Raw genomic sequence first — 19822 nt, 5'->3', positions numbered from 1 at the left:
CAAGGCCTCCACTCCACTTCAAAATCATAAATCGATTTGTCAGCGCGGCTCAATCGAGACGTAGCATTTGCTTAATGCTCATACAGTCTAATTTTTGTAGATGTTACTGTACTTTGTCGCGATCGTTGGATATTGCCTCAATCGATGCACAAAGCTGAGCAACGGTGTTCTTGATCTCATAAATTTCATCACTTAACTTATCTAATCGGGATTCGATCGTTCTAAGATTCGAGGGCAATTGCCACATTGAAAATTTCAACGCTGATAGTATCTTCTCAACGGTTGCAAAACTCGGTTCATACGCTGGATCATTCAGGATACGGTTGATCTGCTGTGTGTATCCTAATGCGCTTCCCCCATGCTCTTCAGCGATTCTGGCAGAGATCTGTCGAATGCTCACACCTTGAAGTTTCATTAAATCCCGAATCACCACCACCACTCTTTCTTGCATTCGATCCACCTTTCGATTACGCTATGCTCTGAGAACTTGAATCAACTGAACGACCTTGCCGCGAGTGGTGGAGGTCTTTTTTTATGAAAAAGCAGTAGAACTCAAAAAGGCTCTACTGCTACAGATTCACCGGGAGTCTTTCAACCCTCCGTGGAGACGCGATTGATCGCGTCTCCACAGTTCAACCAATTACAGTCCAACCAATTCACGCGATTCTAACCCGCTCAATTGCTGTGCGATCGCCAACCGCGCTTCTAGCTTGGCTACGCTGAACTCATTCCGCAACCGCTCTAGATGAGCAAACGCATTTGCCTTCTCAGTCGTTGCGCGATTGAGGGCATCGATCCCCCGCTGATACTCGGAATTCACTTGCAGCACTTCAAACCGCCGCGCCTTGCGCTGGTTATCGTTCTTCAGCGCCGTCTCAAACGCCACCACCATATCGGCATTGCCTTCTAACCGAGCGATATGATAGCGGATCTCAGCGATCTTCTGCTCTAGCTCATTCACATGCTGGGCAGCTTGGGCGATCGCGGTGGGATATTGATCTAAACGAAGTTTCATGACTGACATTCCTGAAAATAATAAGTGGTCAGTAGCCATCGGGTCAAAACTGACAGCCGACTACGAACAGCAGCAAACCTTTCAGCCATTAAGCGACCATTCCTTGCAGAACAGGCGCATGAGTGGGCAACTCAGAAATCGGTGGAAGCTGTGTCTCGTGCTGAGACTGCGGTGCAGCTTGCTCTAAGACTTGCACTTCAATCTTGACGGACACAAGGTAGGAACCGGGTTGCTCACCCACGGCTTGCGCGATTAGCTCCGCAAAACCAGGGCGATCGGCAGTAATCGGATCACGAAGCGAACACCGATCCCATTCGTACTTGGCGCTCGGATCAAGCTGAAGAATATAATGCTTCGTCATGGAACAAGAACCTGAATCACTTGTACTATTGTAGTGCATAATCGCTACGATTTCAAGGAGATCGAGCTATGCTGCGATCGCAGATTTATGCGATGCAACAATGGCGCGATCGTGATCTTTGCGATCCCAATACGCGAGTCGTCGAGCCGTCTCCGTATCGCCAGACAACTTGATCTCATACGGAAACTGAGTCAGCACTTGACTCTTCTGCACCGAGAAGCGCATTCCTGAACTTGCAAGGGATTGAGCAAACTTCTGGGCTTGGCTAAACTTCTCAAAACCGAGATAACACACCTCAGACGATCGCGCATATCGTCGAAACGGAGTCCTCACACTTAAAACTCTAGTCGAAAGATACTGCCCAACCCGTCCACCGCCCATCGAGAAAAACCGACCTACTGGAACGACATCTTGCATGGAGAAGGGAGAATTCATTACTTCTCTATTGTAGTTACTATTCACTACATCTTGGGGTAGATTTTAGAGCGATCGCCGCCCCAAACTGGATCGGTTCTTCCCTCGAAAAAGAATGGTATTTCTGTACTATGGTATCGGATTTCAGTGAAATCGCCCAAATTTCTTGAAGAAACGTTAAGCTTTTCAAAAGAGTCAAGAAAGGCTGTGTAAAGCACGTAAGAAGCTTTACCTCTCACCTTGACTTCGCTCAGTATCGAACCTGAGATTAGGGATTAGCTTGCTTTGTCAATCCTTACTGATCGCTATGGAATCGATTTAGAAACTTTAGCGATCGTTGAATTGATCCTGAAAATGCAAGTTAACGTATTAAGGGGTTTTCACATCCCGCACTTGATGTCTCTTATTAAGGAAACATTTTCATGACCGCAACACCCGTCCGTTTGAAGTACGAAGTCAAAGACCTTGCCCTTGCACCCGCAGGTAAACAGCGGATCGAATGGGCTGGGCGGGAAATGCCAGTGCTAAAGCAAATCCGAGATCGTTTCGCTCAAGAAAAACCGTTTGAAGGCATTCGACTCGTTGCGTGCTGTCACGTTACGACCGAGACTGCAAATCTCGCGATCGCCCTCAAAGCAGGCGGAGCCGATGCGATTCTGATTGCTAGCAACCCGCTTTCGACTCAAGACGACGTAGCTGCCAGCTTAGTTGCAGACTACGAAATCCCTGTTTTCGCAATCAAAGGCGAAGACAACGAAACCTATCATAAGCACGTCCAGATCGCTCTCGATCACCGTCCTAACATCATCATTGATGATGGCTGTGATGTGGTCGCAACCCTGGTGCAACAACGCAAACACCAAATTGAAGACTTGATTGGAACCACCGAAGAAACCACAACCGGAGTGGTTCGCTTGGAAGCCATGAACAAAGATGGTGCTTTGGCGTTCCCTGCCATCAACGTCAACGACGCAGAAACGAAGCACTTCTTCGATAACCGCTACGGAACCGGACAATCGACGCTCGACGGCATTATCCGCGCGACCAACATTCTCCTAGCAGGTAAGACGATCGTTGTGGCTGGATATGGCTGGTGCGGTAAAGGCACAGCGAATCGCGCTCGTGGTTTAGGCGCAAACGTCATCGTCACTGAGATCAGCCCGGTTGCTGCGATCGAGGCCGTGATGGATGGTTTCCAACTAATGCCGATGTCCGAAGCCGCTGCGAAGGGTGATATCTTCATCACTGTCACAGGCAACAAGCATGTGATTCGCGGGGAACACTTCGACGCGATGAAAGACGGCGCGATCGTCTGTAACTCTGGTCACTTTGACATCGAAATCGATCTCGAAGCGCTGAAAGAACGGGCAACTGATGTGAAGACCGTTCGCAACTTCACCGAGGAGTACACGCTCAAGTCTGGTAAATCAGTCGTTGTGCTGGGTGAAGGTCGCTTGGTGAACTTGGCAGCCGCAGAAGGACACCCAAGCGCGGTAATGGACATGAGCTTTGCGAACCAAGCTTTAGCCGCAGAATATCTGGTCAAGAACAAAGGACAGTTAGAACCAGGTGTTTATCCGGTTCCGACTGAATTAGATCAAGAGATCGCACGGTTGAAACTGCAAGCGATGGGCTTCTCGATCGACAGTCTAAATTCTGACCAAATCGAGTACATCAACTCCTGGACTTCTGGAACCTAATTGCTCCAGATTATTTGATCTACATTTCAGGTAGGTAGCCTCATGCTACCTACCTTTTCTGTGTGAGCTTCACCGCTTTTGTGTGAGCTTCACTGCTACGTATCGCTTTAGAAGCGCTAACAGAATAAAAGAGCGCTCTACTTCTTCAACCGTTATGTCACCGTTAAAAGAGTAGAGTGCCCTTATTGAATCAATTGAAGCTTAAGAAATAGCAGCCCCGGAAAAGTATGGGTCGCCCGGGATTCGAACCCGAGACCAGTCGGTTAAAAGCCGAATGCTCTACCGCTGAGCTAGCGACCCGCGGATTTCGTAACCTTGCTTAATCTAACACACAAACTGGGTAAATTCCAAGCAAAACTGAATTTTTTTTAGAGGACGAGCGCGAAAGAACATCGGGGAGTACGGCTGTTCGATTCTGTTTAGATCCGAAACACAGCTTACTCCCCAATTCTCAACCCCGTTAGTTGTGAATCGCGTGTTCTTGCTCTAGCGATGCCATCCCAGACTCAGGGGCACGTAGCTCTTCTTCGCGAATCGTCGGTTCTTTGCTGTAAACAGAATTAAGCAGAATGTTGATCACACCACTGGTTTCCGCTTGCTCGATCGCTTTGTGAGTAATGATTTCACCCACGTTCAGGATCACGTTGTCTTGACGATCAAGAATGACTCGATTCACCGGACGACCCAAAGCGTGTTCGACGCGATTGCGGTGGATTGCACTAGCGCTACGACCTTGGTATTCAGCGAAGCGCTCCTTGAGGTCGTGCCACAGCGTTTTGGCATTTTCGCGGGCGATCGCAGCTTCCTCCTGGAAGATTGCAGCTTCTTGATGCAGTCGGCTCGATGCGATCGAGGAGTGATTTTGTAAGCGGGTACGGACGATCGCTAAAGAATCGTTTGTCGTACCACGAACTGCTTCGGTTGGATGCAATCCGACTGCATCTAGGAGCGCAGTTTCTCGGTTGGTGGCTTTGGCACGTTGGATCACGATATCGGTAACGATCTGACCGGGTGCAGCGATGATCGCACCACTGTCAGCGCGAATCATGCGATCGGCGCGTCGTCCTTTAGCTTGTTCGACTCCGAATCGAGCCGTCACCGTCGAGAAGGTTTCATTTGCTCTTTGAGTCAAGGTTTGAAATCCAGTCCGGGCGCGATCGCTGACTTCTTGAAATCCGGTTTGAACGCGCTCTCCCAATTCATGAAGCTGGCGGTTAGCGGGTGCAGTCAAGCTTCCCCCTGCGGCGCGGTAGAGGCTTTCTAGTTCGCCTGCGTAGCGAGCCGCTTCGGCAACGGTTAGGGTGATGACTTGATCTTTACCAATCAGCAGTTGTCCGTCATCGGTGTAGATATCGCGATCGACCGTCTTTCCAATCACATAGGCAAACTGCTCATCGGGATCGACAAGTTGATTTGTCATCGTTGTGGTGGCGCTGTGCGTTCCGTTTTCAAATCCATTCGAGACGGTGGTGGTCGCGGCTTGGAGTCTTGTATTTGCGGCTTCTGCGCTGCGTTGGAGCTGCTCCTGTGTCGATTGGGCTGCGGTTTGAATGCTTTGACCTGCCGCTTCTGAGCCTTCTTGAATGCGAGCCGATGCGCTTTGCATTGCACCCCGGATGCCGCCGACTTGTTCTTCCATCAGTTCCGCCGTTTCGGGTGGAACAAAAGTGACATCGCGACCGATGCGGATCGTCTGAGGTGCAGGAATAAACGATCGACCCGAATAAGCATCTGCAAAGATACCGCCCGACGTTTCGTAGCCTTCGATTGCGCCTGTTTGCTCGTCAAAGAACAGATCGACGACAGAGCCGAGATAGCGTCCGTCGGTGGTAACAATGCGGGTGCCTTTGAGAATAATATTGCGACGAAATACCCGATGAATTCGCTCATCGTGGTGTGTAGAAATGATCGCTTCTTTAGTTGGAATGATTAGAGTGTCGCTTCCAAATGCGGAGATTGCTTGAAGCGGAACGACCTTTGCTGAATGAAATAAACCTGATTCTTGAACTAGAATCCCTAGCAATTGATTAGTGTCTTGATCAAAGATGAGGTCTTGAACTCGTGCCACGCGCTTGCCAGTATCAAAGGCAAGAATTGTTCTGCCGATGATGTCACTTCCTTTTCTCATGATGCCCTCTTATTAAAGCTTGGATGTAATTGATAAGAATTCAGCAAGTTATCTTGCGTCAAAGTCGTTATTTTGATCGATCGGATAAGGCACAGTACGACCAAATCCGGGAACAACATTCATATATCCGTAGTATTCAAGTGAGACTCCAAGGGCAGCGGCAGCGAGAATAATCAGCGCGATCGCGGGAGTCGGATTTGAGCGTTTCCCAACTAGGCGTGGCATATTAATTTCCAGTAAATGAATTACAAAAATAGAACAGCAGATTTGAGGCGATTAGCGATTCCTGAACTTATCGTTCCGCTAATAATCAAACTGTAGATTTTTGTGAATTTATTGCCATCAATCTACCGATGTAATTCAGGTGAAGGATTAATCCTTATTTGATTTCTGAAGATGGTTTGTTTGGCGATCGTTCTTGCAACAACACCCCACTCCCCACTTCACAACTGATTCAGGATCGCTACAGATAAAACGACTGGCTTCTACAACAGCTTCAATTGCGTCTGCCCGACTTCCATTTCTCCAGCATCCGATTCAATATAAAACTCTTCCTCTGCTAGTAACGCTTTTGCCGCTTCTAAAATCGGTTCAGCTAACAGTTTCAAGTCTTCGCGATTGGCTAAATAGGCTCTGAGGGCATCTAAAGGCTCGATCGCACTTCCGACCCCTAATTCCGGTAAGCGCGATCGTGACATCTGACTGAGCAATCCTGCCTGAATCGTGTAGGTGTGCGCGATCGATAAAACAGTGTGCAAATCTGCATCATCGATCAAATCAATCTGCTCAGGACGAACTTGGTAAATGACGCGAACGACGGCATCTTCAATCGGCTTATTCTCGATCGCCGCCAGTAACTCTGAATGGGGATCGTCCGACTCGGTTAAATCGAGTTCGATCGTGCAGAATGAGCGCACAGGCAGCGGGCAGAATTCGAGCGTGGTCGAACCGCGAACACCTTCGGTGAGCGAAGCACCGATTTTCACCAGAACATAGCCTTTCTCCTCATGTTCCTCGCTAAAATCAACGCGCTCGATACTGCCGGGATAAACCACAAGCGGATCTTCTGACAAAATTTGATGTCGATGCACATGACCTAACGCCACATAATCGAACGCATCGCGAGTTAAAAATTCTAATGGAATTGTGAAACCTTTACCAACGGCTAGAAATCGCTCTGCGCCATAGCTTGCGGCATCCACCATCAAATGCGCCAGCAATACGGTTGGAATTGTGGGATCGAGCCGACGGATTTCACCTTCCATTGCCGCTCGTAATCGATCGAGCAGTAAATGTCCCACTTCCGACATTGATAACCCTTCGGTTTCAGGGCGAGTTAACAACGTCGATCGCGTCAACCAAGGTAAGGTAATCACTTGAATATCACCGTTTCGGGTTTGGATGCGATGCGTTTCTAATCGATCGCCCACAACCACATGAGGCACACCCAGCGTTCGATAGATGCACAAACTTGCACCGCCCGCCCCTTGAGAATGCTGATCGTGATTTCCAACTAAGAGAACAACAGGAATTCCTAAATCGGCAAGGCGGCGAAACTGTCCTGCAAAGGCTTGCTGAATGTAGGGAGGCGGAGTTGCATCCGGAAACGCATCGCCGCCAAATAGCACTAAATCCACGGGTTCAGAAATGGCGCGATCGATACATTTTCCTAAAGTGGCGACAAAATCTTCCAGTCGCGTATTCAATCCAGTTTCGGGATTAATCTTGCCGTGAGCAAACCCGCTACCGAGATGAATATCCGACAAATGAAGAATCTTGATCATAAATTTAGCGAGTCATACCACTGCGAATAATTGTACTAAACACGCGGTCAGGCAGCACCTTTCTCAATGTGAGGAAAAGGCGACCGACACGATCGCTCCCATACCGCAATCGCCGCGAAGTATCGGTTGCGGCTCGGTAGATCGTTTCTGCCACAACTTCTGCGGGTTCGCCTTGATTCTCTGCCTGTTTCAGGTTTGCCAAAACTCGATCGACAAACTCGTCATAGGCAGTAATTTCAGATCGGGCAATGTCGGGAGAGCGATCGAAAAAATCGGTTTTGATCGGACCGGGTTCAACTAACTTGACGCGGATGTTAAACGGCTCTAATTCGTATTGCAGCCCTTCAGAAAAGCCCTCAACCGCCCATTTGCTGGAGTTGTACATTGTGTAGGTCGGAAACGATATTCGACCCGCAATCGATGAAATGCTTACAATCACTCCCGATCGCCGTTCTCGAAAATGCGGTAGTACGGCTCTGGTAACTTCCATCAGTCCAAACACATTCGTATCGAACTGCTTACGGATCTGCTCCGGTGAACAATTCTCGAATGCTCCGATCAATCCATAGCCTGCATTGTTGACTAGGACATCGATCGCGCCAAATTGGGACAAGGATTGAGCGATCGCGCTTTGAATTGAATCTCGATCGGTGACATCAAGCCGGAGTGGATAAATGTTCTCGGTAATCCAATCGGCTTTTGCGGGAGTTCGCATCGTTGCAATCACTGTCCAGCCTTTTTGTGCGAACAGTAAAGCGGTCGATCGACCAATTCCCGTTGATGCGCCTGTAATTAGAACTGTTTTCGTCATAATATCGGGGGATGATTTGGCACGCAGTCATGAAACTTATTCTGTACAGTAAGCCCGGATGCCATCTGTGTGAAGGGTTGCAGGAGAAATTAGAGCAAATCCACAGCTTCTCGTTTGAACTCGAAATTCGGGATATCACGACCCGCGACGATTGGTTTCAGGCGTATCAATACGAAATCCCGGTTTTGTATTTTGAGGATAAAATGCTGCCACGTCTTTCTCCACGATCGACCGTTCAACAAGTGGAATCTATGTTACAGAAATATATGTCATCAAACGCTTAAAACGTAGGCGAAGCTCGATTGGGCAAGGAGTTATCGATGCAGCTTAAAGAATTATTAGCCAAGCTTCCGAACATGGGCGAGATTCCGAATCATCCCGCGCTCAATGCTGAAGTCAAACGGTTAACCACGAATTCGCTTTCCTGTCAGATGGGCGATTTGTTTATCGGAATGCCGGGGACTCGTGTGGACGGAGGAGATTTTTGGCAAAGCGCGATCGCGGCAGGTGCGATCGCGGCGATCGTGTCTCCGCAAGCTGCGAGTCGGGCGATGGGCGATCCGGCGTTTCAGTCCGAGCCGCCACCGCTCGTGATTCCGGCGATCGACATGGCTCAAGCTTGCGCCGATTTAGCGACTGCGTTTTATGATTTTCCGGCTCAAAAGCTGAAGTTGGTTGGGGTCACGGGCACGAATGGCAAAACCACGACCACGCATTTGATTGAATATTTGCTGACGCGATCGCAAAAATCCACCGCCCTACTGGGAACGCTCTACACGCGCTGGAAAGGCTTTCAGCAAACGGCACTGCATACGACTCCGTTTCCGGTGGAATTGCAGCATCAGTTAGCTTCAGCGATCGATGCTGGTTGTGAATATGGCGTGATGGAGGTAAGTTCTCATGCTCTCGCTCAAGGTCGGGTATTGGGCTGCGAATTTGAAGTAGCAGTGTTTACCAATTTGACCCAAGATCACCTCGACTTCCATCAGGATATGGATGATTACTTCTCCGCCAAAGCGCTCCTGTTCGGCGGGGATTATTTGAAAGGGAAAGCGGTCGTCAATCTCGACGATCCATATGGGCAGAAGTTGGTCAATCAGTTGCATCGCGACTCTGTTTGGACATACAGCACTCAGCAACAAGCGGATCTGTGGACAAGCAATCTGAATTATGAATCAGACGGTGTGAGTGGTACACTGCATACTCCAAAGGGCGAAGCTGCGTTTAAGTCGCCGTTAGTCGGACAGTTCAACCTAGCGAATTTGCTGGCAGCGGTAGGAGCAGGATTACAGTTAGGGTTGGAATTGAGCGCGATCGTGGAAGCGCTACCGGGCTTTACGGGAGTTCCGGGTCGGATGGAACAAGTTCAAATTAAACCCGATCAAGATATCAGCGTGATTGTAGACTATGCTCACACGCCGGATAGTTTGGAAAATATGCTGAAAGCATCTCGTCCGTTTATTGGGGGACAGATGATTTGTGTGTTCGGCTGTGGGGGAGACCGCGATCGTACCAAGCGCCCGAAAATGGGGAGCATTGCCGCAGCGTTAGCGGATCAGGTGATTGTCACTTCGGATAATCCCAGAACCGAAAATCCAGAGCAGATTCTAGAAGATGTGGTGGCTGGAATTCCAAAATCAGTCAACCCGACTGTGATTAGCGATCGTGCGACTGCGATTAGAACCGCAATCTTGCAGGCAAAACCTGGCGATGGCGTGTTGATCGCGGGTAAAGGGCACGAAGATTATCAGATTCTGGGTACGGAGAAGATTCATTTTGACGATCGAGAACAGGCGCGAGCGGCGCTGGTCGATCGGTTCCAATAAATCCGGGTAGGGACGTTTCGCCGAAGCGCCTCTACCGTGTCGGATACACGCACCAATTTTCACCTAGGCAACAACTCATGTCTCGATCGAGCGCGTTACGCTACTACGTTTTATCCCGATTGTTGATGGCTCCACTGATGATTTGGTTGATCACCACGATCGTGTTTCTTCTACTCAGAGCAACTCCCGGCGATCCAGTCGATGCACTTTTAGGGCCAAGAGCACCCCAAGCCGCAAAAGATGAACTCCGCAATCAGTTAGGACTCGGTAAGCCTTTATTTTTTCAATACCTAGACTACATGGGGTCGTTGCTGCGACTCGATTTAGGTAAATCCTTAACCACTCAAGGACAAGCCGTTTGGGAAATTATTGGTAAGTTCTTTCCGGCAACTGTGGAACTGGCGATCGTGTCGTTGGTGATCGCGCTCGCGGTTGGGATTACTGTGGGTGCAATTTCCGCCTCGCGTCCGAACACTGCCTTAGATGCAGGTGGACGGCTGTTTGGCATCATCACCTATTCCATTCCAATGTTTTGGTTCGGCATGGTGTTGCAGCTTGTATTTGCTGTTGGATTGAAATGGTTTCCGCTGGGAACGAGATTTCCGCTCACGATCGCACCTCCCCAAGCGGTCACGGGACTGTATACGATCGATAGTCTGCTCAGTGGTCATTTGGATCAATTTCTAGTTGCGCTCTATTATCTTGCGCTGCCTGCGATTACGCTTGGGGTGTTAATCAGCGGCATTTTTGAGCGAATTGTCCGCGTTAACCTGAGGCAAACCCTGCAAGCGGAATATGTTGAAGCTGCCCGCGCACGAGGAATCCCAGAATTGAAGATCCTGATCAATCATGCGTTGAAAAATGCAATGATTCCAGTGATTACAATTCTGGGGCTGACATTCGCTGCGTTGTTAGGGGGAGCAATTCTTACAGAGGTGACGTTCTCATGGCCCGGACTTGCAAATCGCTTATACCGAGCCATTTCTCAACGAGATTATCCAACCGTGCAAGGAATCGTTGTTTTCTTTGCGGCTATTGTCGCGATCGCTAGTATTGCGATCGACATCATTAACGCTTACATCGATCCTCGAATTCGCTATTAACGAGGCGCACAAGCAACAGACACCGACGAAGCGACTTGATTTGATCCAGCGTTAGCACTGAACGATCGTTGACCGTATTGGAGCGCATTCAAATTCGATATCACTTCATGACCAGCCGTTCCTGCCGGACCGTTGTAGCGGTATGCTACTGCCGGATTGGGGTTGTTTGCGTCAAACTGACGATTGACTGCAACAGGACGCACACCCGAATTGGAATTGTAGGTTGTCGTTGAACCCATCGTGTTCTGGTTCGCAGTTGAACCCATCATGTTCTGGTTTGTCGTTGCGCCAGCCGTGTTGGGAACGCCAATTCTTGCAGCCGCGGTGCTTGAATCTAAATTCTGAGTGTTGTTCGCTGAGGTCGAATTGACCGAACTGCTCATGCTGCGGTTCATACTCATGTCGCCGTTCATATTAGCGTTAGCGCTCTGGTTAGTAGTCGCGCCAGCCGTGTTGGGAACGCCAATTCTCGCAGCCGCGGTACTCGAGTCTAAGTTCTGAGTATTATTGGTGCCGCCGATCGAGCTGCTTGCGCTGTTACGAACACTGCTGTTACGGACACTGAGGTCTGAATTCAGAGTCAGGCTACCATTGTCAACTCCAGTTCTGGCAGTGTCATAGCTCGACGGTGCAATTCCAGTGCTGCTCGAAGTTTCGGAGTCGACCGGGCCACCCACACCACCGGCTACAGGTACACAGTTATCAGAAGTGCTACCGGGGGTTTGAGTATTGAACTGATTTTGGTTTTCCAGGCGGTTGACATCGCCATTGTTAACAACGCCTTGTGTGGGCACTGCTTGAGCAAATGCGGGCAATGCCATCACGGCAGCGGTTCCAGTTGCGCTCAGAATAGCGAGTGTACGTTGAGCAAGGTTCATGTGAGATTTCATAGGTTTCCTCAAAAGACAAAGTAGTAAATGACGTTAGAAAATCTGTGCTTTCCTATACTCCTTAACTGTAAAAAGAAAAACTACAGTCGTTCTCTGTCTTTCGGGGTTACTCACTCTCTCTCAACAGTAGGAAAGATTAATCCCTCTTTAACCGCGTGCCCTACCCCCGCCTAAATAAAGTTCTGCGACTTTCGGATTGTTCAACAATTCTGATCCAACTCCTTCAAATCGATCGCGCCCCGCTTCTAATACATAGCCTCGATCCGCCATTTCCAAGGCCTTGCGAGCGTTTTGTTCGACCAGCACGATCGCGGTCCCATCCCGATTAATCTGTCTAATTTGATCAAAGACGCTATTCACCAAGATGGGAGACAGTGCCGCAGAAGGTTCATCGAGTAACAGCAAATTCGGTTTGAGCATCAAAGCTTTTCCCATCGCTAACATCTGCCGTTCGCCACCGGAGAGGGTTCCAGCTCTTTGCTTACGTCGTTCTGCTAAACGGGGGAACCGCTGATAGATTTCGTCCTTGAGCGGTTGGAGCGGCACATCTCGGACAAATGCGCCCATTTCGAGATTTTCTTCTATCGTCAAAGACGGAAACACATTCGCAAGCTGTGGCACATAGGACATGCCCCGCTGCACGATTTGATCCGATCGGAGTCCTGCGATTTCGTTGCCGTTGAAGCGAATATTTCCGGTATGCGGCTTCAGCAATCCGAACACCGTTTTGGCAAGCGTTGATTTTCCGGCTCCGTTGGGTCCGATAATCGCCACCAGTTCACCTGGATAGACGCGCATATTCGCACCTTGCAAAATGTCCAGGTCTTTGACATAGCCTGCATGAACGTTTTCAACTTCAAGGATCGGAGCAGTCATAGGACGGATGGAGGAGGATACTTAGAATCAAACTGTATCATTCTGGTGTGGTTTTCTTAACGGCTTAGGGTCGAGGTGCTGAGTTCGATCGAGGTTTTCGCTTCGTTTTGGGCGACTTTTGCTCGATCGCAATCTTAGCGATTGTTGTATATCCGTGCGAGAACGTTGAACATTCGCTAAAATCGCGGCATCGGCTGTATTCTTGTGATGGTTATCATGGTTCGTCGTGCGCTCCTCCTCGTCAATCGCAATGCCCGTAAGGGACAGGCTCAGCTTGAAGCTGCGATTAGCCAGTTAAACGTATTGGGCTTTGAACTGCTCGAAGCACCGATCGATCGTTCGTCTCGCTTAGCGGAAACGATTCGGGAGTATCGCGATCGCGTGGATCTAGTCATTGTCGGCGGCGGAGATGGCACACTGAACGCTGCCGTTGAAGGGTTGATCGAAACAAAGTTGCCGCTTGGAATTCTGCCGCTCGGAACGGCAAACGATTTAGCGAGAACGCTCGGCATTCCTTCAACTTTGCCCGAAGCGTGTCAGGTGATCGCGAACGGTAAGAAGCAACAAATTGATCTCGGTTGGGTAAATGGCAAGTATTTCTTTAATGTTGCAAGTTTGGGGTTGAGTGTTCAGATTACACGCGGCTTAACTAAGACCGCTAAACGCCGCTGGGGTGTATTTGCCTATGCTGCAACTGCGTTTCAGGTGTTGTGGAAGTCGCGGCGGTTTAAAGCGGAAATTGTGTGCGATGGTCGCTCGCAGAAAGTGAAAACCGTTCAAATCGCTGTCGGCAATGGTCGCTATTACGGTGGCGGAATGGCAGTTGCGGAAGATGCCGCGATCGACGATGAACGCTTGGATCTCTACAGTCTAGAGATTGATCACTGGTGGCAAATGGCGCTGGCGCTGCCTGCTCTGCGCCGTGGAACTCATACCCAATCTCGCTGGGTGCAGTCTTGGCAAGGAAAAGAGATTTTTGTGTATGTGCCAAAGGCGAAATCAATCAATACGGATGGTGAAATCACGACGACAACGCCCGCACATTTTAAGGTTGTTCCGAAAGCGCTGACGGTTTTGGTTCCTTAACAGGATTGAGGCTTTGTAAATACAAACGACCCACGATCGTAAGGAAGCTGAGATAAGCGATCGCTTCAATCCCATAGAGTCGATCGACATATCCAAACAATGTATGCAGAATGACTCCTGGAAATTGTTTCTGCGATAGCACCGTTGAAGCGTCCCAAATCAATCCACCCAGAAAGCAAGAACTTGGCTCAGAGAGACATAAGCTGGCATAGCGCGGATTCAACTGAGACAGAATTGCAAAGCTCTTATCCAAGTGCGCCAATACTCCGATCACCAATCCAGAAACAATCAGCAGCAAGAAAATTCCCATCCCCTGAAAGAACTGTTTCAGATTGATTTTCACACCCAGCTTGAACAAGAGAATGCCAACGACGATAGCGCCTGTTAATCCCCCCGCTGCACCAATCACAGGCGACCACCCTTGCTGAAACTGTGCCGCGATGAACACAACGGTTTCAAATCCTTCCCGCAGCACCGCAAAGAAAATCAATCCAAACACACCCCAAGCGGCATTAGTTTGAATCGCTTGATCGATTTCACGTTCGACTTCTCCTTTGAGTGATTTTGCCTGCTTCGTCATCCAAATCAGCATCCAGCTCAGAAGCACGATCGCAATCAACCCAAATATTGCTTCGAGCAGTGGTTTGAACACGGGCGCATACAAATGATTGGAAGCCTCTAAACTTCCCAACGTCCAAAGAAATACAACCCCAACGACAACGCTGGCAGCAATACCCGCACCAATGCCACTGTAAACCCAAGAATTGAGATTCGATCGGCCCGCTTTACTCAAATAAGCCAGCACAATTCCTACGACGAGTGCTGCTTCTACGCCTTCGCGCAGGGTAATCACAAACGTTGATAGCATAAATAGGTAAAACGCAAGATCTTTAAGTCTAATTAAAAACGGATGGAGCAAAACTACTCCATCCGTCCTCTAAATTTATCAAACTTACAAGAGATACAGCAGGATAAACAGGATAATCCAGATGACATCAACAAAGTGCCAATAGATTTCTGCGGCTTGGACTCCGAAGTGTTTTTCGCTGTTGTAGTGATTCGGAACGCGCGATCGCCACAGTACCGCCAACATCAGAATCAACCCAAAACAAACGTGCAGCCCGTGAAAGCCGGTTAGAACATAAAACGTGCTAGCAAAAATGTTTGTTCTCAGTCCGAATTCTAAATGGAAATACTCATAAAGCTGACCCGCTAAGAACACAGCACCCATTAGCGCCGTGATTCCAAACCACAACCGCAAGCCTTTCACATCATTTTTCTGAATTGCTTGATCCGCATTGTGAATCACAAAGCTACTGCCAATCAGAACTGCCGTGTTAATTCCAGGCAGTAAGAGTTCTAGTTTTGGCGTTCCTTCCGGAGGCCAGTCCGGAGTCACGGCACGAAAGGCAATATATGCCATGAATAACCCTAGAAAGATCATTCCTTCAGCCGCAAGAAACACAATCAGTCCAGGAATGCGGAGATCGGGATGCTCCTGATGATGGGCGGGTTCTGCGATCGCTTCTTGTTGGTAGTCGCGAGAAGTTTTTGCAGGATCGATAGTCGTCATGGGTATTGCAAGAATAAAGGACAAAAGGATGAAGTGGCTTCATCCTTACAAGGCTTTATCGATTGTTGCTTTCGGTTCCCCGATCGCTCGGATTGGCAGCAACTACGGGATCGGGCTTTGCTCTTAGCGTCGAGCTAGGGCCAGCCGACAGTGCTGGATTACTGGCATCCGAGAATGGCACGTCTACCTCAGTCGATCGTGGCGCTAAACCGTAATCATAAGGGCCTGTTGCCAGCACTGGATCAGCGATAAAGTTCTCTGGCGGAGGCGGAGAAGTGGTCATCCATTCCAGCGTCAACGCCCGCCAAGGATTATCTCCCGCAGGCTCACCGCGTAGCCAACTCCAAGTGACATTCACAATAAACGGGATCGTTGACATCGCCAGCAGAAAGGCCCCGATCGTACAAATCAAATTCAGCGTTGCAAACTTGGGATCGTACTCCGCAATCCGGCGGTTCATGCCTTCTAAGCCCAACTTGTGCATCGGCATAAACGCCAAGTTAAATCCGACAAAGCTTAACCAGAAGTGAGCCTTGCCCCAAGCCTCATTCATCATGCGCCCGGTGATTTTCGGGAACCAATGATAGAACGCTCCATACAATCCGAATACGCTACCGCCAAACAGAACATAGTGCAGGTGAGCGACGACAAAGTAAGTATCGTGAACGTGAATATCAAACGGAACAGAAGCCGTCATTACACCGCTAATTCCACCAATCACGAAGAGCGCAATAAATCCCATCGCAAACAGCAATGCGGAACTGTCGTCTAATTTTCCACCCCAAAGCGTTGCCAACCAGCTAAACACCTTAATCCCAGTCGGAACAGCAATGATCATCGTCGTGATCATAAAGAACATTCGCATCCAAGGCGGTGTGCCACTGGTAAACATATGGTGAACCCAGACGATTAAGCCCAAGCCACAGATGGCAAGACTGGAGTAAGCGATCGCTTTGTATCCAAAAATCGGCTTACGAGCGTGAACGGAAATCAGTTCCGAGATCATGCCGAACACAGGCAAGATCATGATGTAAACCGCAGGGTGCGAGTAGAACCAGAATAAATGCTGATAAACGATCGGGTCGCCGCCGCCGGTGGGATTAAAGAATGCCGTTCCAATCAACACATCAAACGACAGCAGAATCAATGCACCCGCCAATACCGGAGTAGCAATCACCGCCAGAATGGAGGTAGCGAACATCGCCCAGCAAAATAGAGGCATCTGGTTCCAGCCCATGCCGGGAGTCCGCATTTTGGCGATCGTCACCAGGAAGTTAATTGCCGCCAAAATCGAAGAGGTTCCCAGAGTCAACACGCTGAGAATCCAGATCATTTCTCCGGCTTTTCCACTGATCAGACTCAGCGGTGGATAGTTCGTCCATCCCGCACCAGGCGCACCCACCAGAAAGCTGCTCATAAGCAGAATTCCAGCCGGCGGGATCATCCAGAATGCCAGTGCGTTGAGCTTCGGAAACGCCATATCTCGCGCCCCGATCATCAGAGGCACGAGATAGTTACCAAAGCCACCCGTTCCTGCCGGGACAATCCACAAAAAGATCATCACCGTTGCATGAACGGTGAACAGACTGTTATACACTTCGCGGCTGACAAAATCAGATTCTGGAGTCGCTAACTCTGTCCGCACCATGGTTGCCAACACACCGCCAATCAGATAAAAGACGAAGGTTGTCACAAGGTACTGAATCCCAATGACTTTGTGATCAGTGCTAAAAGTGAAGTATTGTTTCCAATCGCCCTTTTTCTCTGGATGAGCGGGGCGATTCGCTTGTTCTTGAATTTGGGCTGCTTGTGTCATAGCAAAGGTGTTTAAGAGGTTAGCTCATCGGATGAAGTTGATGCAGCAGATCAGGAGTGACACCCGCTTCTTGGGCGTAGGGCGCGAGATACTCGCTATCTGTCATCTCAGCAGGATTCAGCGCGATCGCGCGATCGCTTGCATTGGTCTGCGCGACCTTCATGCTCTGTAGCCAAGTTTCATAAGCTTCGGGCGATTCCACCACCACATGAGATTTCATTGCGCCGTGGTAGGCTCCACATAGTTCCGCGCAAATAATCGGATAGTCTCCTTCTTTGGTCGGAACAAAGCGAATTTCAGATTGTCTTCCTGGCACGGCATCCTGTTTCAAGCGAAATTCAGGCACCCAAAACGCATGAAGCACATCGTTCGCCGTGATATTCATCACGACTGGCCGACCGACAGGCAAGTGCAGTTCACCCGCAATAATTTCTTCGGGATAAGTAAACAGCCAAGCGTATTGCATTCCTGCGGCATTGATGACTAACGGTTCTTGTCCGGTTGCGGGAATCGAACCCGCTCTAGGAGCAACGTTCCCAGCCGCAGGCGCATCTTGACGCAGAGGAATTTTTTCCTCTATCGCATCGGTTGCCGCATTCTGGCGCACTTCCGCATCTTTGGCGACGGGATCAACTTGCGCGATTAACGGGGCTGCGATCGCTGATCCTTTCATCTGTGCGACTTGATGCGAGTGTTTCGAGTGCGCTGCCATCGAGTGATCCATCGGATTCATGCCGCTTTCAGTGTTATAGATCTCAAAGCTATACACCGAAATTCCCAGCACGATCACCGCCGGGATCGCCGTCCAAAGAATTTCAAGCGGAATATTGCCGTGGACGGGTGGCCCGTCGCTGAGGTCATCGGGATCACGGCGAAAGCGGAAGTACGAATAAACCAGCACAAAGATCACAAGAAGAAAAATGCCCGTGCCGATCGTCAACATTGCACCAAACAACTGATCAATCAGTGGAGCTGCTTCGGAAGCAGCGATCGGGAGCAGATTATGGTTCTGACCATACCAAAGGCTTACGAGCGTCAGAATGATACCCGCGAGGAGAGTTGAAATTTGACTAGGAATGTTCACGGCTCACCAATCTTGCCTATAACTACTTCAAGGGTTCTAGATTCTGGATATTGGGTAAACAGCTTTTAGGTAGAGATTCGACTGTCTATGTTGCCGTCTTAACAATTTTCCAACGAGTAGAGAGAACAGTTTCTATTGAGAATGCTTGCTCAATCCAGTCTAGTCTTCTTCCACGGTAGGGCAGGGGAATCGAATCTGGGGGACAAAATTCCTGAACTTTAAGGTTTTCTTTGGGATCACCTCAGAGTAAAGGGACAGTGTGGACTCAATTTAGGCGAAATCCAAAGAATTTCCAAAACTCGACCCTAATTTTAAGATTACGTCACTAAAGTAGAACCTAGAGCAGATGCTTCACGCTTCATGAACTTTTATTTCTAGAGAACGACTATCCGCCTTTCGGAATTAATTATGTCTGATTCACTGTTTGATCCCTCCAAGATTTCTCATCCGGCTCAGGCTCGCAGTTGGATTACTCGCCTCGTTTTTGGTTTGGCAGTCGCCACTTTATTTCTGATGGCGCTGGGCAGTGCCACACGAGTCATGAATGCGGGACTGTCCTGTCCAGATTGGCCCTTGTGTTATGGTGAATTTGTGCCTCGCAGTCAGATGAATCTTGAAGTGTTTCTGGAATGGTTCCATCGCTTGATTGCTACCATGATCGGATTTGGTACGATCGCATTGGTCGCCGTTTCCTGGTGGTTCCGCCGCGACTTACCGAAGTGGACACCTTGGGCAACTTTGTTGGCCTTGTTCTTAGTTGTGTTTCAAGGCGTTTTAGGCGGTTTGACGGTCACAGAGCTACTGCGCTTTGATATTGTGACGGCGCACTTGGGAACCGGATTGTTATTCTTCAGCACGTTATTGACGATCGGAACCTTACTGATTCCTTATCAAGGCACCGGAACGGTTGGAAAGCTTCGGTTAGTCGGAATTGCTGCGACGGGTTTTGTTTACTTTCAGAGCATTCTAGGCGGATTAGTGTCGTCGCAGTGGGCATTGCATCAATGCTTTGGACAGTCGCAACTGTGTACGATCATGAATAGTCACATTGCAGGAATTGTGCCGCCGATTCTATCTGTACTCACTTTGGTGATTTTGGCTTGGCGCACTCCCGCATTGCACCCCCTTCTGCGTCGTTTAATCAATGTTGCCGGATTGCTTCTGGTACTGCAAATTACGTTAGGAGTAGCAACTTTCCGCTTGCGGCTGCAAGTTGAACCGCTCACCGTTGCTCACCAAGTAACCGGAGCCGCTTTACTCGGAACATTACTGGTCTTTACGGTGCTGGCTTTGCGCGATTCGGCTGAAGGGCAGGTCGTCAAAGTTGAAGCTTAAGATCTGAATAATTTATGCTT

20 protein-coding genes and 1 tRNA gene are annotated in these 19822 nt (G+C 49.2%); 6 read left to right on the top strand and 15 right to left on the bottom strand.

The features are described from left to right. Positions 1-103: 103 nt before the first annotated feature. The 4 genes from NC981_RS11940 to NC981_RS11925 form a co-directional block, all read right to left on the bottom strand. Positions 104-451 carry an XRE family transcriptional regulator gene (locus NC981_RS11940; protein WP_190379105.1) on the bottom strand — a complete coding sequence of 116 codons (348 nt, stop codon included), beginning with the start codon at positions 449-451 and terminating at the stop codon, positions 104-106. Between the two features lie 189 nt (positions 452-640). Then, on the bottom strand, positions 641-1015 hold the full coding sequence (locus tag NC981_RS11935; protein ID WP_190379106.1) for a hypothetical protein: 375 nt from the start codon (positions 1013-1015) through the stop codon (positions 641-643). A gap of 88 nt (positions 1016-1103) precedes the next feature. After that, positions 1104-1376, bottom strand: a complete 273-nt coding sequence (locus NC981_RS11930; RefSeq protein ID WP_190379107.1) for a hypothetical protein — start codon at positions 1374-1376, stop codon at positions 1104-1106. A 66-nt stretch (positions 1377-1442) separates the two neighbouring features. After that, positions 1443-1811, bottom strand: coding sequence for a hypothetical protein (locus tag NC981_RS11925; RefSeq protein ID WP_348243003.1), 369 nt, complete (start codon positions 1809-1811; stop codon positions 1443-1445). A gap of 401 nt (positions 1812-2212) precedes the next feature. On the opposite strand from NC981_RS11925, the gene ahcY reads away from it, so the two are divergent. Continuing rightward, positions 2213-3490, top strand: coding sequence for an adenosylhomocysteinase (ahcY, locus tag NC981_RS11920; RefSeq protein WP_190379109.1), 1278 nt, complete (start codon positions 2213-2215; stop codon positions 3488-3490). A 228-nt stretch (positions 3491-3718) separates the two neighbouring features. Here the strand turns inward: ahcY and NC981_RS11915 are convergent. From NC981_RS11915 to NC981_RS11895, 5 genes are all read right to left on the bottom strand, one after another. Further along, positions 3719-3790 (bottom strand) — tRNA-Lys (locus NC981_RS11915). A 160-nt stretch (positions 3791-3950) separates the two neighbouring features. Further along, positions 3951-5618, bottom strand: a complete 1668-nt coding sequence (locus tag NC981_RS11910; protein ID WP_348243002.1) for a PRC-barrel domain-containing protein — start codon at positions 5616-5618, stop codon at positions 3951-3953. A gap of 48 nt (positions 5619-5666) precedes the next feature. Next, complete coding sequence (locus NC981_RS11905; RefSeq protein ID WP_190379111.1) at positions 5667-5843, bottom strand: hypothetical protein; 177 nt, start codon at positions 5841-5843, stop codon at positions 5667-5669. 260 nt (positions 5844-6103) lie between these two features. Continuing rightward, positions 6104-7402: an exonuclease subunit SbcD gene (sbcD, locus tag NC981_RS11900; RefSeq protein ID WP_348243001.1), complete on the bottom strand. Its 1299-nt coding sequence runs from the start codon at positions 7400-7402 to the stop codon at positions 6104-6106. Positions 7403-7406: 4 nt separating this feature from the next. Then, on the bottom strand, positions 7407-8213 hold the full coding sequence (locus NC981_RS11895) for an SDR family oxidoreductase (RefSeq protein WP_348243000.1): 807 nt from the start codon (positions 8211-8213) through the stop codon (positions 7407-7409). A gap of 29 nt (positions 8214-8242) precedes the next feature. Here NC981_RS11895 and NC981_RS11890 point away from each other — a divergent pair, with 29 nt between their 5' ends. From NC981_RS11890 to NC981_RS11880, 3 genes are all read left to right on the top strand, one after another. Further along, positions 8243-8497, top strand: a complete 255-nt coding sequence (locus tag NC981_RS11890; protein WP_190379114.1) for a glutaredoxin family protein — start codon at positions 8243-8245, stop codon at positions 8495-8497. Positions 8498-8533: 36 nt separating this feature from the next. Continuing rightward, complete coding sequence (locus tag NC981_RS11885) at positions 8534-10039, top strand: UDP-N-acetylmuramoyl-L-alanyl-D-glutamate--2,6-diaminopimelate ligase (protein WP_348242999.1); 1506 nt, start codon at positions 8534-8536, stop codon at positions 10037-10039. A gap of 77 nt (positions 10040-10116) precedes the next feature. Further along, positions 10117-11142, top strand: coding sequence for an ABC transporter permease (locus tag NC981_RS11880; RefSeq protein ID WP_348242998.1), 1026 nt, complete (start codon positions 10117-10119; stop codon positions 11140-11142). Here NC981_RS11880 and NC981_RS11875 read toward each other — a convergent pair. Both NC981_RS11875 and NC981_RS11870 read right to left on the bottom strand, forming a co-directional pair. Beyond that, on the bottom strand, positions 11139-12032 hold the full coding sequence (locus NC981_RS11875; protein ID WP_348242997.1) for a hypothetical protein: 894 nt from the start codon (positions 12030-12032) through the stop codon (positions 11139-11141). The genes NC981_RS11880 and NC981_RS11875 overlap by 4 nt on opposite strands. 147 nt (positions 12033-12179) lie before the next feature. Then, entirely contained in the window at positions 12180-12908 is a 729-nt protein-coding gene (locus NC981_RS11870) for an ABC transporter ATP-binding protein (protein WP_190379118.1), read from the bottom strand. A 216-nt stretch (positions 12909-13124) separates the two neighbouring features. Between NC981_RS11870 and NC981_RS11865 the strand changes: the two genes are divergently transcribed. Then, positions 13125-13994, top strand: coding sequence for a lipid kinase (locus NC981_RS11865; RefSeq protein WP_348242996.1), 870 nt, complete (start codon positions 13125-13127; stop codon positions 13992-13994). On the opposite strand, the gene NC981_RS11860 is transcribed toward NC981_RS11865, so the two are convergent. The 4 genes from NC981_RS11860 to NC981_RS11845 form a co-directional block, all read right to left on the bottom strand. Further along, the gene (locus NC981_RS11860) at positions 13954-14862 is read right to left on the bottom strand and encodes an FTR1 family protein (protein WP_348242995.1); all 909 of its coding nucleotides are present in this window, start codon (positions 14860-14862) and stop codon (positions 13954-13956) included. The genes NC981_RS11865 and NC981_RS11860 overlap by 41 nt on opposite strands. An 84-nt stretch (positions 14863-14946) precedes the next feature. Further along, complete coding sequence (locus NC981_RS11855) at positions 14947-15567, bottom strand: heme-copper oxidase subunit III (RefSeq protein WP_190379121.1); 621 nt, start codon at positions 15565-15567, stop codon at positions 14947-14949. A gap of 55 nt (positions 15568-15622) precedes the next feature. Next, complete coding sequence (gene ctaD / locus NC981_RS11850; protein WP_348242994.1) at positions 15623-17383, bottom strand: cytochrome c oxidase subunit I; 1761 nt, start codon at positions 17381-17383, stop codon at positions 15623-15625. A gap of 19 nt (positions 17384-17402) precedes the next feature. After that, positions 17403-18467: a cytochrome c oxidase subunit II gene (locus NC981_RS11845; protein WP_348242993.1), complete on the bottom strand. Its 1065-nt coding sequence runs from the start codon at positions 18465-18467 to the stop codon at positions 17403-17405. Positions 18468-18875: 408 nt separating this feature from the next. Here NC981_RS11845 and NC981_RS11840 point away from each other — a divergent pair, with 408 nt between their 5' ends. Continuing rightward, positions 18876-19802: a heme A synthase gene (locus tag NC981_RS11840; RefSeq protein WP_348242992.1), complete on the top strand. Its 927-nt coding sequence runs from the start codon at positions 18876-18878 to the stop codon at positions 19800-19802. Positions 19803-19822 lie beyond the last annotated feature (20 nt).

It is taken from the genome of Leptolyngbya sp. DQ-M1 (assembly GCF_039962505.1).
In the GTDB taxonomy this organism is placed as follows: domain Bacteria; phylum Cyanobacteriota; class Cyanobacteriia; order Leptolyngbyales; family Leptolyngbyaceae; genus Leptolyngbya.
The sequence above is the reverse complement of the archived record's forward strand: the minus strand, read 5'-3'. Positions and strand labels throughout refer to the sequence as shown.